Source organism: Phenylobacterium sp. (genome assembly GCF_965229015.1).
Classification (GTDB): Bacteria; Pseudomonadota; Alphaproteobacteria; order Caulobacterales; family Caulobacteraceae; genus Phenylobacterium.
In genome coordinates, this window is the sequence record NZ_CBDDIM010000001.1 from 2,843,167 (window position 1) to 2,855,627 (window position 12,461).

Annotated in this window: 14 protein-coding genes and 1 tRNA gene; 8 read left to right on the top strand and 7 right to left on the bottom strand. The window is 69.6% G+C overall.

The window, feature by feature from the left end; translation table 11 throughout:
* Positions 1–137: 137 nt before the first annotated feature.
* Both ACO06I_RS14320 and cpdR read right to left on the bottom strand, forming a co-directional pair.
* Positions 138–212: transfer RNA gene (locus ACO06I_RS14320), tRNA-Val, on the bottom strand.
* Between the two features lie 74 nt (positions 213–286).
* The gene (cpdR, locus tag ACO06I_RS14325) at positions 287–646 is read right to left on the bottom strand and encodes a cell cycle two-component system response regulator CpdR (RefSeq protein WP_215338251.1); all 360 of its coding nucleotides are present in this window, start codon (positions 644–646) and stop codon (positions 287–289) included.
* 129 nt (positions 647–775) lie between these two features.
* Here cpdR and ACO06I_RS14330 point away from each other — a divergent pair, with 129 nt between their 5' ends.
* The 4 genes from ACO06I_RS14330 (at position 776) to ACO06I_RS14345 (ending at position 5,598) form a co-directional block, all read left to right on the top strand.
* The gene (locus tag ACO06I_RS14330; RefSeq protein ID WP_421933235.1) at positions 776–1,681 is read left to right on the top strand and encodes an N-formylglutamate amidohydrolase; all 906 of its coding nucleotides are present in this window, start codon (positions 776–778) and stop codon (positions 1,679–1,681) included.
* A 410-nt stretch (positions 1,682–2,091) separates the two neighbouring features.
* Positions 2,092–3,924 carry a translational GTPase TypA gene (gene typA / locus ACO06I_RS14335; protein ID WP_421933236.1) on the top strand — a complete coding sequence of 611 codons (1,833 nt, stop codon included), beginning with the start codon at positions 2,092–2,094 and terminating at the stop codon, positions 3,922–3,924.
* Positions 3,925–3,931: 7 nt separating this feature from the next.
* Entirely contained in the window at positions 3,932–5,242 is a 1,311-nt protein-coding gene (locus tag ACO06I_RS14340; protein WP_421933237.1) for a sensor histidine kinase, read from the top strand.
* Positions 5,239–5,598 carry a response regulator gene (locus tag ACO06I_RS14345; RefSeq protein WP_421933238.1) on the top strand — a complete coding sequence of 120 codons (360 nt, stop codon included), beginning with the start codon at positions 5,239–5,241 and terminating at the stop codon, positions 5,596–5,598. Before ACO06I_RS14340 ends, ACO06I_RS14345 begins: the two co-directional genes overlap by 4 nt.
* Here ACO06I_RS14345 and ACO06I_RS14350 read toward each other — a convergent pair.
* The gene (locus ACO06I_RS14350) at positions 5,595–6,050 is read right to left on the bottom strand and encodes a GNAT family N-acetyltransferase (protein WP_421933239.1); all 456 of its coding nucleotides are present in this window, start codon (positions 6,048–6,050) and stop codon (positions 5,595–5,597) included. The genes ACO06I_RS14345 and ACO06I_RS14350 overlap by 4 nt on opposite strands.
* 55 nt (positions 6,051–6,105) lie before the next feature.
* Between ACO06I_RS14350 and ACO06I_RS14355 the strand changes: the two genes are divergently transcribed.
* The 4 genes from ACO06I_RS14355 (at position 6,106) to ACO06I_RS14370 (ending at position 9,262) form a co-directional block, all read left to right on the top strand.
* Positions 6,106–7,278, top strand: coding sequence for an aminotransferase (locus ACO06I_RS14355; RefSeq protein ID WP_421933240.1), 1,173 nt, complete (start codon positions 6,106–6,108; stop codon positions 7,276–7,278).
* Between the two features lie 162 nt (positions 7,279–7,440).
* Positions 7,441–7,803: a PadR family transcriptional regulator gene (locus ACO06I_RS14360; RefSeq protein WP_421933241.1), complete on the top strand. Its 363-nt coding sequence runs from the start codon at positions 7,441–7,443 to the stop codon at positions 7,801–7,803.
* Positions 7,800–8,396: an HAAS signaling domain-containing protein gene (locus ACO06I_RS14365; protein WP_421933242.1), complete on the top strand. Its 597-nt coding sequence runs from the start codon at positions 7,800–7,802 to the stop codon at positions 8,394–8,396. The genes ACO06I_RS14360 and ACO06I_RS14365 overlap by 4 nt, the downstream gene beginning before the upstream one ends.
* Positions 8,393–9,262 carry a CPBP family intramembrane glutamic endopeptidase gene (locus ACO06I_RS14370; protein ID WP_421933243.1) on the top strand — a complete coding sequence of 290 codons (870 nt, stop codon included), beginning with the start codon at positions 8,393–8,395 and terminating at the stop codon, positions 9,260–9,262. Before ACO06I_RS14365 ends, ACO06I_RS14370 begins: the two co-directional genes overlap by 4 nt.
* Before the next feature lie 163 nt (positions 9,263–9,425).
* On the opposite strand, the gene ACO06I_RS14375 is transcribed toward ACO06I_RS14370, so the two are convergent.
* The 4 genes from ACO06I_RS14375 to ACO06I_RS14390 all read right to left on the bottom strand — a co-directional run bounded on the left by ACO06I_RS14375 (position 9,426) and on the right by ACO06I_RS14390 (position 12,453).
* Entirely contained in the window at positions 9,426–10,229 is an 804-nt protein-coding gene (locus ACO06I_RS14375; RefSeq protein ID WP_421933244.1) for an enoyl-CoA hydratase/isomerase family protein, read from the bottom strand.
* Between the two features lie 135 nt (positions 10,230–10,364).
* Positions 10,365–10,796, bottom strand: coding sequence for a response regulator (locus ACO06I_RS14380; RefSeq protein WP_421933245.1), 432 nt, complete (start codon positions 10,794–10,796; stop codon positions 10,365–10,367).
* A gap of 12 nt (positions 10,797–10,808) precedes the next feature.
* Positions 10,809–11,897 carry a sensor histidine kinase gene (locus ACO06I_RS14385; protein WP_421933246.1) on the bottom strand — a complete coding sequence of 363 codons (1,089 nt, stop codon included), beginning with the start codon at positions 11,895–11,897 and terminating at the stop codon, positions 10,809–10,811.
* A 106-nt stretch (positions 11,898–12,003) separates the two neighbouring features.
* The gene (locus ACO06I_RS14390; protein WP_421933247.1) at positions 12,004–12,453 is read right to left on the bottom strand and encodes a GNAT family N-acetyltransferase; all 450 of its coding nucleotides are present in this window, start codon (positions 12,451–12,453) and stop codon (positions 12,004–12,006) included.
* Between the last annotated feature and the right edge of the window lie 8 nt (positions 12,454–12,461).

Below are 12,461 nucleotides of genomic sequence, written 5' to 3' on the forward strand. Positions count from 1 at the left end.
TGGCGCGGCGTCAGGCCGCGCCCCTTTTCGGCCGTGAACCATCCGCCGACGAACCGATCGTCAGACCTAGGAGAGCAAGGGCTTGGAGCCGCCGGGGCGGCGCCTCGCGCCGCGTAGGGATGTCTGGGAAAAACGGATGGTGGACGTGACAGGGATTGAACCTGTGACCCCCTCGATGTCAACGAGGTGCTCTCCCGCTGAGCTACACGTCCAGACCGTCAAGGTCCCCGTTCGGGAGCGGAGGCGGCGGTATAATGGAGGGTCGTTTCCGGTGCAAGCGCGGCCTTTAGGCCGCCGCCATCATCCGTTCGACCTCGGTGACGATCTCGCGCAGGTGGATGGGCTTGGAGAGCACCTTGGCGCCGGGGGGCGCGCTCTCGCCGGCGGCCAGCGCCACGGCCGCGAAGCCGGTGATGAACATGATGCGCAGGCCCGGATGCTTGGCCGCGGCCAGGCGCGCCACCTCGATCCCGTCCATGCCGGGCATGACGATGTCGGTGAGCAGCAGGTCCCAGTCCTGGTCGAGGACGGCGGCGGCCTCCTCGCCGTCGGCGCAGGCGGTCACGTCGTAGCCGGCGCGCTCCAGGGCGCGACTGAGGAAGCCACGCAGGGAATCGTCATCTTCGGCCAACAGGATCCGGGGCATGGGTGTTCCGCGCGAGTGGTCAAGAAGGCCTCATCATAGAGGCTGAGGTGTAAACTCGCGATGAACCATCGCGGATGCACGCGGCTGATCGTTTGACCGCCCGCGGGGGACGCCCTCATATGACCCTCGATGACCGCCTGCGAGCCCCTTGTCGCCAAGGACGCCGCGCCCAAGCCGGCGCCGGTGTTCGACATCTGGCGCGCCGCCCTCGACGGCGGCCCGGCGCCCACGCCCCTGGTCTTCGCCTCTCCCCATTCGGGCCGCCTCTATCCCGAGGACATGATGGCCGCCACGGCGCTGGACGCCATCGCCATCCGCCGCTCGGAGGACGCCTTCGTCGACGAGCTGATCGGACCGGCGCCGGACCTGGGCGCCGCGGTGATCGCCGCCCGGCTGGCGAGGGCCTATATCGACGTCAACCGCGAGGCCTTCGAGCTGGACCCGGCCATGTTCGCCGACGAGCTGCCGGACTTCGCCCGCGGCCGTTCGGCCCGGGTGGCCGCGGGCCTTGGCGCCATCGCCCGGGTGGTCTCCGAGGGCCAGGAGATCTACGCCCGCAAGCTGACCTTCGCCGAGGCGCGCGGCCGGATCGAGCGCGCGCACGCCCCCTATCACGCCGCCCTGGCCCGCCTGCTGGGGGAGGCCCACGCCGCCCACGGCTTTGCGATCCTGGTGGACTGGCACTCCATGCCCGCCGCCGCGGCCCGCTCGGGCGGGGGCGCCTGCGACATGGTGCTGGGGGACCGCTTCGGCGCGGCCTGCGCGCCCCAGGTGACCCAGAGGGTGGAGCGGGAGCTGGAGGCCATGGGCTACCGCGTCGCCCGCAACGCCCCCTATGCCGGAGGCTATACGACCGAGCACTACGGCCGCCCGGCCCGCCGGACCCACGCCCTGCAGATCGAGATCAGCCGCGGACTCTACCTGGACGAGGCGCGCCTGGTCCCCACCGAGGGCTTCGACAAGCTGAAGAGCGATCTGACGCAGCTCACCGCCATGCTGGCGGGGGCCGATTGGAGCGGCCTGAGGACCGCCTAGGCGGCGCGATCCCGGCCGGCCCCGCGCCGCGTCCTCCGGCCCGCCTGGCGCGCCCGGGCGTCAGGCCAAAAAAAAGCCGGACCCGAAGGCCCGGCAGTTCATTAGGGAGGAAACGCCCAGGAAGGGCAGAGGCGACAAGGCCGCCTCACAGAAAGAGAGGTACAGTGCGGCGCACAAAAGTTCAAGGCTAAATGTTCGATCGCCCTGGATTTTTTCGCGGCTCATCCTAAATATATCGTAATATCAAAAGGATGTTTGGGCGCCGCGAGCCAGTTAGGCTGTGCTGCATCGCACAACAGCTGAACCACAAGGTCGAGCGCCGCGACGAGATTGCGCTGGTGAAAGGCCCCTCACTCGCTTACAAGCGCGCGCCCTTCCCAGGCGCGCGCCCCTCCCGAGATAAGAATTAAATGTCGCTCCGCAACATCGCTATCATCGCCCACGTCGACCACGGCAAGACCACGCTGGTGGACCAACTGCTCGCCCAGTCCGGGGTTTTCCGCGCCAATGAGGCGACGGTCGAACGCGCCATGGACTCCAACGACCAGGAGCGCGAGCGCGGCATCACCATCCTGGCCAAGTGCACCAGCGTGCTGTGGCACGGCGAGGCCGGCGAGACCCGCATCAACATCATCGACACTCCCGGCCACGCCGACTTCGGCGGCGAGGTCGAGCGGATCCTTGGGATGGTGGATGGCTGCGTCATCCTGGTGGACGCCGAAGAGGGCGTCATGCCCCAGACCAAGTTCGTCCTGGGCAAGGCCTTGAAGATGGGCCTGAAGCCGATCCTCTGCCTCAACAAGGTCGACCGGCCGCACGCCGATCCCGACCGCATCCTGAACGACGCCTTCGACCTGTTCGCCGCCATGGGCGCGACGGACGAGCAGCTGGACTTCCCGCACATCTACGCCTCGGGCAAGAACGGCTGGGCGACGCTGGACATGGCCAAGCCCAACGACAACCTGGCGCCCCTGTTCGACCTGATCGTCCGGCACGTGCCCGAGCCGGCCGTGGTCGAAAACAAGGACAAGCCCTTCCAGATTCTCTCGGTGCTGATCGAGAACGACCCGTTCCTGGGCCGCCTGCTGACCGGTCGCATCCAGTCGGGCAAGGCCACGCCCGGCATGGCGATCCACGCCCTGTCGCTGGACGGCAAGGAAGTCGAGCGCGGTCGCATCACCAAGGTGCTGGCCTTCCGCGGCCTGAAGCGCCAGCCGATCGAGGACGCCGAAGCCGGTGACATCGTCGCCATCGCCGGCCTGTCGAAGGCCACCGTGGCCGACACGCTGTGCGCGATGGACGTCACCGAGGCCTTGCCGGCCCAGCCCATCGATCCGCCCACCATCTCCATGACCGTCTCGGTGAACAACAGCCCGTTGGCTGGCCGTGAAGGCGACAAGGTGCAGAGCCGCGTGATCGCCGCGCGCCTGCTGAAGGAAGCCCAGTCCAACGTCGCCATCCGGGTGACCGAGACCTCCGACAAGGACGCCTATGAAGTCGCCGGCCGTGGCGAACTTCAGCTGGGCGTGCTGATCGAGAGCATGCGACGCGAGGGCTTCGAACTGTCGATCAGCCGTCCCCGCGTGGTGTTCCAAACCGACCCGGAGACGGGCGATCGCATGGAGCCGATCGAGGAGGTCATGATCGACGTCGACGACGAGTTCACCGGCATCGTCATCGAAAAGCTTTCGGCCCGCCGCGCCGAGCTCAAGGACATGGGCCCGTCCGGCGCTGGCAAGACCCGCATCAGCCTGATGAGCCCGTCGCGCTCGCTGATCGGCTACCAGGGCGAGTTCCTCACCGACACCCGCGGCTCGGGCGTGCTGAACCGCGTGTTCAGCCACTACGAGCCCTACAAGGGCGCCATCGACGCGGGCCGCAAGGGCGTGCTGGTCTCCAACTCCGACGGCGAGACGACGGACTTCGCCTTGTGGAACCTCGAGGACCGCGGCTTCATGTTCGTGGGCGGCGGCGAAAAGACCTACCAGGGCATGATCATCGGGGAGAACTCGCGCGCCGACGACCTGGACGTCAATCCGATGAAGGCCAAGGCGCTCAACAACATCCGCGCGTCCGGCAAGGACGAGGCCGTGCGCCTGACGCCGCCGCGCCGGATGACCCTCGAACAGGCCATCGCCTACATCGAGGAGGACGAACTCGTCGAGGTGACGCCGAAGTCGATCCGCCTGCGCAAGCAGGTGCTGAACCCCAGCATGCGGAAGCGCCGCGCCAAGGAAGAATAGCCGGTTCATGGCGCGCGACCCGATCGAGCTTTCGGGCGCTGACCGCCAGGGCGCGCGCGAGCGCGCCTTCCGTCTGCTGGCGGCCACCGTCGGCGCGCTCTTCCTGACCTTCGCCAGCCTGGGCGGGGTCTTCCTCTGGTACGACAGCGCCGCGCGCTGGGTCAGTCACACCCATCAGGTGCGCACCGGCATCAGCGATGTCCTGCAGGCCCTGAGCGACGCGGAATCGGCCCAGCGCGCCTATGTCCTCACCGGCGACCGGATGTTCGTCACCCAGGTCAGGGTGGCCCGCGTCAAGGCCGAGCACAACCTGAAGACCGTCAGCGCCCTCACCGAGGACAACGGCGACCAGCAGGCCCGCCTGCAGGTCCTGCGGACCCAGATGGCCAGGCGGTTGTCGGTGATCGACGAGACCATGGTCGCCCGCGCCGCCGGCGCGCCGGTCGCCGCCATCCGCATCATCCGCCGCGGCGAAGGCATCGCCGCCATGGCCGAGATTCGCCGCCTGGTGGCCGAACTCGACCGCACCGAGGCGGACCTGGAGGCGCAGCGCGCCGAGCGCGCGGCCACCATCCGCATCCTGGTGCTGCTGACCCTGGTGGCCTTCGGGGGCCTGCTGGCCTGGCTGTTCATCCGGGCCCTGCGCGACATCAACCTGGATCGCGAGGTCGAGGCCGACACCGCCGAGCGGCTGCGCGCCCTGCTGGCCGACCGCACCCTGCTGCTGGACGAGGTGAACCACCGGGTGAAGAACTCCCTGCAGCAGATCGCCAGCGTGGTGCGGCTGCAGTCGCGGGCCTCCGAGCACGCCGAGACTCGCGAGGCCCTGGACAAGACCCTGACCCGGATCATGGCCGTCGGCCGGGTGCATGAGCAGCTCTACAAGGCCGGCGGCCAGATCGGCCTGTTCGACGGCGGCGCCTATGCCGAGGCCCTGGCCCGGGAGCTGGTGGACTCGATGGGCGCGGAGAACGTCATCCTGGAGACCGAGGTCGAGCCGATCCTGCTCGATGTGCGGCAGGCCGCGCCCCTGGCGCTCATCCTGAACGAGTTGGTCACCAACGCCCTGAAATATGGTTGCCCGACCGACCGGACGCCGCGCATACAGGTGGCGTTCGGAACCGACGGGGATAACTACCGTTTGGGCGTGTCCGACAACGGGAAGGGCCTGCCCAAGGGCTTCATCCCCAAGAAAACCAAGAGCTTGGGCATGAGGGCGATCGACGCGCTGACGCGGCAGCTGGACGGGCGCTTCGAGATTGAAGATGCGGACGTCGGCGCGCGTTTTGCGGTCGTCTTCCCGAGGAGTACCGGATGACCATGCGCATTATGGTTGTTGAAGACGACGCCCTGATCGCCCTCGACATCGTGAGCCTGCTCGAAGACATGGGCCACGAGGTCGTCGCCGAAGCGGCCGACGCCTGCACCGCCTGGGAAATGGCCGAGGAAGACAAGCCCGACCTGGCCTTGGTGGACATCCGCCTGGCCAAGAACACCGACGGCGGCAAGCTGGCGCAGAAGCTCTACGCCAAGCTCGGCGTCCGCTCCCTGTTCGTCTCGGGGTCGATCACCGAGGACTTCCGCCGCGCCATGGCCGCCATCGACCCGATCGGCTTCCTCGGCAAGCCGGTGACCCGCCGCACCCTGGGCGACGCCCTGGCCGCCGTCCACTAGGCGAGCGGCAATTCCATGAAGACGTCGGCCCGCGCATAGGGGGTCGGCCGCGGCGGCAGGTCCTTGAACCCCGCCCCCCGATAGACGGCGAGCGCCGGCGCCAGGGCCGAATTGGTTTCCAGATAGAGCCGCGGCGCCCCCACCGACCGGGCGTGATCGATGCAGGCGGCCATCAGACGCTTGCCCAGGCCACCGCCCCTGACCGCCTCGCTCACCGCCATCTTGGCCACCTCGAAGCCGCCGTCGGAAAGCGCGATCAGGCCCACGCAGCCCACCGCCTCCCCGTCCCGCTCGGCCATGAAGATCGCCCCGCCCTTGGCCAGGATCTGGCCTGTCGGGTCGTCCAGGACCTCGCGGTCCTTGGGCTCGATGGCGAAATGCTTGGCGATCCACGCCTCGTTCAGCCGCTTCCAGGCTTCACCGTGACGGGGTTCGAAGGCGATGATCTCCATGGGCTCAATATCCCCGCCGAACCTATGCTAGGCAACGGTCGTCCCAGGAGCGCGCATGGTCCATCCCGTCTTCGCCAACCTTCCGACCACCGTGTTCGAGGAGATGTCCGGCCTCGCCCGCGAGCTGGGCGCCCTCAATCTGGGACAGGGGTTCCCTGACGATCCGGGGCCCCTGGCGCTGCGCCAGAAGGCCGCCGACGAGGTGCTGAACGGCTACAACCAGTACCCGCCCATGGCCGGCCTGCCGCAGCTGCGCGAGGCCGTCGCCGGCCACTACGCCCGCGCCCAGGGCCTGGACCTGGACTGGAGGACCGAGGTCACCGTCACCTCCGGCGCCACCGAGGCGCTGGCCGCCACCTTCCTGGCCCTGGTCCAGCCCGGGGACGAGGTGGTGGTGTTCCAGCCGGTCTACGACGCCTATATGCCGCTGATCCGCAGGGCCGGGGGGACGCCGAAGCTGGTGCGGCTGGCGCCGCCGCACTGGCGGTTCGACCGGGCCATGCTGGAGGCCGCCTTCACCGAGAAGACCCGCTTCGTGGTGCTCAACAATCCGATCAATCCGGCCGGCCTGGTGCTGCCCCGGGAGGACCTGGAGCTGCTGGCGGAGGTCTGCCTGGCCCACGACGTCATCGCCATCTGCGACGAGGTCTGGGAGCAGGTGATCTTCGACGGCCGGACGCATATCCCCTTGATGAGCCTGCCGAAAATGCGCGAGCGGACGGTGAAGATCGGTTCGGCGGGGAAGATGTTCGGCCTGACCGGCTGGAAGGTGGGCTTCCTCTGCGCGGCCCCGGCGCTGACCCAGGCCCTGGCCCGCGCCCACCAGTTCCTGACCTTCACCACCCCGCCCAACCTGCAGGCCGCCGTGGCCTTCGGGCTGGACGAGCCGGGCGACTGGTTCACCACCATGCCGGCGGGCCTGCAGCGGTCGCGGGACCGGCTGAGCGCGGGCCTGGTCCGGGAGGGGTTCGCGGTGCTGCCGAGCCAGGGGACCTACTTCCTCAATGTGGACCTGGCCGCCTCGGGGATCGTGGAGGCCGACCGCGCCTTCGCCCTGCGGGCGGTGCGGGAGGCGGGCGTCGCCGCCATCCCGGTCTCGGCCCTCTATGAGCAGGACCCGGTGACCAGCATCCTGCGGCTGTGCTTCTCCAAGGGGGACGCGACCCTGGACGGGGGCGTCGAGCGCCTGGCCAAGGCGCGGGAGCTGTCGCGCAAGGCCGTCGGCTGACGCACATGTCGGTGGCCGCGGATGGAGGAAAACGACCTTTCGCGCGCCTGACCGCCAAGCCTTGCCCCGCCTGGGTTTGCGGGCCGGCAGGTCCACCAACATGCGCCGACATGTGGCCGGCGGATTGACGACATTGCCTGGAATGATATCTTGCATTACAAGATGACAGACAATGACAGACCCGAAGCCGACGCCCGCCGCGCCCAACTCCTCAAGGGGGTGGCGGAGCTGGCCCTGCTGAGCCTGCTGGACGAGGGGCCACAGTACGGCCTGGAGCTGCTGGACCGGCTGCGCGCCGACGCCGGGGTCGATCTGGCCGAGGGCACCATCTACCCCCTGCTGCACCGGCTGCAGAAGGCCGGGCTGATGGCCTCGGAATGGCGGATCGAGCAGGACGGCGCCCGGCCGCGGAAATACTACGCCCTCACCGACCAGGGCCGCGGCGAACTGGCCAGCCAGCTTGTCGAATGGCGCCGGCTGAGCGCCGCCCTCAATCCCTTCCTCGACCGACGGATAGCCCGATGACCCCCCGCAACGAGTCCCCGGAGATCGCCCACTGGCTGCGGCGCCTGAGCTGGTCGCTGGCCGCCATCCCCGCGCCCGAGCGCGAGGACATCGTGGCCGAGATCGGCGACCACCTGAACCAGCGCGCCCAGGCCGGACAGGCCCCCGCCGAGATCCTGGCCGGGTTCGGGGCGCCGGAGGCCTATGGGCGCCGGTTCCTGGACGACTTCGAGCTGTCGGGCGCCCTGGGCTCGCAACGCGCCGGGGATCTCGCCGTCGCCATCCTGCGCCGCGCCCACCGCAGCCTGGCGGCCCTGGCGGCGGTGGCGGCGGCCTGCCTGCTCGCCGCGGCGGCCTTCGTGGTGGTGACGACGGCGATCTACAAGGTGATCGACCCCACCCATGCCGGCCTGTGGTCGGGGCGCGCCGGCTTCTTCATCGGGATCATCGACGATCCCGCCAGCGCCCACGAACTGCTGGGGATCTGGATCTTCCCCCTGGCGGCCCTGAGCCTGGTCCTGGCCTGGCTGGCGGGGCGGCTGATCCTGGTGGGCGCCCTGCGCCGCATCGCCCGCGACCGGCCCGCCACCGCCCTGGAGGGCGCCCCGCGATGAGCCTCCGCAAGCTGCTGGCCTATTTAGTCCTGATCTTCGCCCTGAGCTGGAGCCTGCAATTCGCGGTCATCGCCAGGGTGGGGGACCTGGAGTCGCCGGACGCCGCCCCCTGGCTGCTGGCCACCATGTCGGTCCCGGCCCTGGTCACCCTGGCCTTCGTGCTGTTGGACAAGAGCCTCCGCCCGGCCTTCGCCTGGAAGCCCGCCTGGCGGATGCTGCCCCTGATGCTGGTCGCCGTCCTGATCCCCACCCTGATCGCCTTTGGCGTGGTGGCGGTGGTGGAGGCCACGGGCTGGGGGGCCTCGGGCTGGTTCGATTTCGGCCAGTCGGGCGTGACCATCTCGGGCGGACCCTGGGTGTTGGGCAAGGGAGCCCAGGCCTGGCCGCTGTTCCTGGCCAATGTGGCGGCCACGGGCGGGGCGTTCGCGGTGATGAACGGCCTGGTGGCCATGGGCGAGGAGGCCGGATGGCGCGGCCTGCTGCAGGGCCAGCTGATCGACCGGCTGGGAACGGCACGGGGCATCGTTCTGCTGGGACTGATCTGGTCCTTCTGGCACCTGCCGTCCCTGCTGGCGGGCTACAATTTCCCGCAGCACCCCGTGCTGGGCGCGCTGGTGATCTTCCCCATCGAGCTGGTGGCCATGTCGTTCTTTCTCGGCTGGCTGACACTGAAGTCCGGCAGCTTCTGGGCCGCGGCGGTCGCCCACGGGGCGGGCAACTCCATCGAGGAGGGGGTGGTGAGCAACCTCCACCTCACCGTGCCGCAGCTCTATGAGGACCTGCTGCGCATGGGGTTCACGGTGCTGTTCGGGCTGGTGTTCTGGGCGCTGCTGCGGCGGCGCTCCAATTCCTCCACCAGCGCGTAGCGCGTTTCGGGGGAGGTGGATCGCGGGCGGAGGCTGCGAGACGGAGGGGGCTTGGACCTTGGAAGCGGCCGGGCCCTAACCCCCTCCACCGCTTCGCGGTCCCCCTCCCCCGGAGGAGGAGGAAGTAGGCTTCACCACCCGCCGGTCGAGAATGTCCACCCGCTCAATCCCCCTGGAACCGGCCCGGGCGCTTTTCGAAGAAGGCCGCGACGCCCTCGCGGAAGTCGGCGGAGCGGCTGGTGAGCAGGTACTGGTCACGGTCCATGAAGGTCGCGGCGTGGGCGCCCCCGGCGACGGCGGCGTTGACCGCCTCCTTGGTCATGCGCACCGGCAGGGGCGGCAGGGCGGCAAGCTTGGCGGCCCAGATCCGGGCGGCGGCGAGGGCCTGGCCGGCTGGCGCCATCTCGTCGCAGAATCCCCAGTCCAGGCAGGCCTGAGCGTCGGTCGCCTCGCCGAACATCACGAAGCGCTTGGCCCGCGCCGGCCCCACCAGGGCCGCGATGCGCGGCAGGCTGCGCCAGCTCATGTTGATGCCCAGGGGGACCTCCGGCAGCCGCAGATAGGCGCCCTGGCCCATGATCCGGAAGTCGCAGGCCACGGCCAGCGCGCAGCCGCCGCCGATGCAGAAGCCCTCGATGGCCACGATCGTCACCGCCTCGATGGCCTCCCAGGCCTCGCACATGTCGGGGCCGGCCATGACCGCCTCGCGGGTCTCCAGCAGGGTGGGCTTGCGGCGCTCCCCCTGGGCGGCGAGGTCGGCGCCGGCGGAGAAATAGGTCTCCGTCCCGGTGAGGATGACGGCGGCGAGGTCGGAGCGGCGCCGGACCGCGCGGGCGAAGGCGGTGAGCTCCTCCATCAGGGCGGTGTTGAGCGCGTTGCGGGCGGCGGGGCGGGCCAGAGCCACCTCCGCCACCGCGCCGGCGCGGCGGACGGTCAGGTGCTCCCAGGCGTGGGCGAATGGATCCATGGCGGCGCTCCCCTTTTGGGCTGAGGATCAACCGGGCGGGCGAGGGGCGCAAGGATCGGGGGGCGGAGGGGGCGATCAGCCAATATGGCCGAGGGGGTTCCCCTTGCCTCGCGAGGGGGAAGGACCTTCAGTTCCCTACGCCACCTCGGGCAGGTCCTCGTCGAAGACCTCCAGATCCCGAGGGAGGGCCTGGGAGGCGTCGCCGTCCAGGCGGGCCAGGAGGTAGGCGACCGCCAGGACCATGTCGTCGACGCTGTAGGGCTTGGCGAGCGAGCCGACCGCCACGGAACGCGCGGCGATGGCGCGGCTGGGCTGGCCGCTGATGAACAGCACGGGCACCCCCAGGGTCTTGAGCTCGACGGCGAGGGCTATGCCGTCATTGCGGCCGTGGAGCTTGATGTTGACCAGGGCGAGGTCCGGCTTGCGGTCCAGGGCCGCGACCATGGCCTCCTCGGGGCGGCTGGTGAGGTCCATGACCCAATAGCCGGCGTCCTCCAGCCCGCTCTTCAGCGACATGGCCGGGAGGATCTCGTCCTCGACGATCAGCAGGGTATGCGGCGTGGTCATGCGGAGGCTCCGTCAAACACTCGCCGCGGCCTGGCCGCCGGGGGACAGCTCGTCCTCGGCGTCATCCACGAGGGCGATCTGGCTATGGGTGACGGTGATCCGGGTTCCCGGATGGGCGGACGCGGTCACCACCACGGCCTCCAGTTGCTTGGCCAGGGCCTGGACGATGCTGGTCCCCAGACCCGCGCGGAGCTGGCCAGGCTGGGCGTTGACGCCGACCCCGTCATCGGTGACCGAAAGGGTCCAGTTGGGACCGCGCACCTGGCAGTCCACAACGATCGTCCCGGGCCGGTCGCCGGTGAAGGCGTGCTTGAGGGCGTTGATCACCAGTTCGGTGACGATCAGGCCCAGGCTGACGGAGGTGCGCGGCGCCACCAGGCCCCCCTCGCCGGTGACGATCAGCGAGATCTGCCGGGTGTCGGCGATCATCGAGGCGGCGATGCTGTCGCACAGGCTGACGAAATAGGCCTGGAGCTGGACCGCCTCGTCGGCGGACTCGCTGAGCTGGCGCTCAAGGGCGGCCACGGACATCACCCGGTTGTGGGCGTCCTTCAGGTGGCCGCGGGTCTCCTCGGACGTCGTCTTGCGGGCGTTCTGCAACAGGACGCTGGCGATGATCTGCAGACTGTTGGCGACGCGGTGGCGCACCTCGGCCAGCAGGACCAGGTTCTCCGCCAGGGCGTCATCCTTCAGCTTCCGGTCGGCGCGGCAGGCGGTGGTGTCGGTGACCGACATCAGGATGCGCAGGTTCTCGAGATCGAGATAGACCAGCCGCTGGGCATGGACCACCAGCTGATGGGGCGGACGGCCAGGCCGGACGAGGTCCAGTTCGTAGGCGTCGATCCGGGCGGCGCCCGAGACGGTGGCGTCGAGGAGGGAGCGCAGGCGCGCCCCGTCCCATTCCCCCACGCCCAGGCCCGACAGGGGACCACCGACCGCGCCGTCCACCTCGATCTCGAACACCTCCCCGAAGGATTGGCTGACGGCCAGGATGTTGAGGTCGCCGTCCAGCAGGAGCAGGGGGCCCGGTGACGAGGCGACGATGGCCAGGGTCAGGCTGAGCGCGGCCTGTTCGGAATCGTGCGGGGTCTGGGCCGCCATAGGGCGCCCTTCAAAACAACTGGAGGCTCGCGAGGCGAAAGCCGTACCCAGACAGATTATCGCGAGAATCTTCGCCCGGAGCGGGGGACTATGTTGGACGTAACACTCATTCCGCCGAATTGTTGCGTACCGACCGCCGGTAAAGGATGTCCACCCCCTCGCGGCCCACCTCTTCAAAGCCGAAGCGGGCGTAGAAGCGGTTGGCGGGGCTGCCCCGCAGGACGGTGAGGTTCACCGGACGGCGCGCCGCGTCGGCCTCGGCGAGCAGGGCGGCCATGACGGCGGCGCCCAGGCCCGCGCCCTGGTGGGCCGGGTCGAGGTAGAAGTGCTCGATCTCCCAGCCGCCCTCGCGGGGACCGAAGGCGACGCAGCCGGCCAGGGCCTCGCCGACCTGGATCAGCCGGGTGTGTTCGGGGCGGAAGCCCTCGACGAAGCGGGCCCGGGCGCGCTCGGGCGTGAAACGGCCGACCGCCTCCAGGCTCTCGCGCATGGCGGCGATCTTCAGGGCGACGAGGGTTTCCAGGTCGGCGGGGGTGGCGGGGGCGAAGGTGAACACTAGATCCT

Excerpts from the sequence above, each read along its gene's own strand:
- cpdR (WP_215338251.1), bottom strand. The coding sequence starts at position 646 with ATGCCCCGGATCCTGTTGGCCGAAGATGACGATTCCCTGCGTGGCTTC.
- ACO06I_RS14330 (WP_421933235.1), top strand. The coding sequence starts at position 776 with ATGACCGCCTGCGAGCCCCTTGTCGCCAAGGACGCCGCGCCCAAGCCG.
- typA (WP_421933236.1), top strand. The coding sequence starts at position 2,092 with ATGTCGCTCCGCAACATCGCTATCATCGCCCACGTCGACCACGGCAAG.
- ACO06I_RS14340 (WP_421933237.1), top strand. The coding sequence starts at position 3,932 with ATGGCGCGCGACCCGATCGAGCTTTCGGGCGCTGACCGCCAGGGCGCG.
- ACO06I_RS14345 (WP_421933238.1), top strand. The coding sequence starts at position 5,239 with ATGACCATGCGCATTATGGTTGTTGAAGACGACGCCCTGATCGCCCTC.
- ACO06I_RS14350 (WP_421933239.1), bottom strand. The coding sequence starts at position 6,050 with ATGGAGATCATCGCCTTCGAACCCCGTCACGGTGAAGCCTGGAAGCGG.
- ACO06I_RS14355 (WP_421933240.1), top strand. The coding sequence starts at position 6,106 with ATGGTCCATCCCGTCTTCGCCAACCTTCCGACCACCGTGTTCGAGGAG.
- ACO06I_RS14360 (WP_421933241.1), top strand. The coding sequence starts at position 7,441 with ATGACAGACAATGACAGACCCGAAGCCGACGCCCGCCGCGCCCAACTC.
- ACO06I_RS14365 (WP_421933242.1), top strand. The coding sequence starts at position 7,800 with ATGACCCCCCGCAACGAGTCCCCGGAGATCGCCCACTGGCTGCGGCGC.
- ACO06I_RS14370 (WP_421933243.1), top strand. The coding sequence starts at position 8,393 with ATGAGCCTCCGCAAGCTGCTGGCCTATTTAGTCCTGATCTTCGCCCTG.
- ACO06I_RS14375 (WP_421933244.1), bottom strand. The coding sequence starts at position 10,229 with ATGGATCCATTCGCCCACGCCTGGGAGCACCTGACCGTCCGCCGCGCC.
- ACO06I_RS14380 (WP_421933245.1), bottom strand. The coding sequence starts at position 10,796 with ATGACCACGCCGCATACCCTGCTGATCGTCGAGGACGAGATCCTCCCG.
- ACO06I_RS14385 (WP_421933246.1), bottom strand. The coding sequence starts at position 11,897 with ATGGCGGCCCAGACCCCGCACGATTCCGAACAGGCCGCGCTCAGCCTG.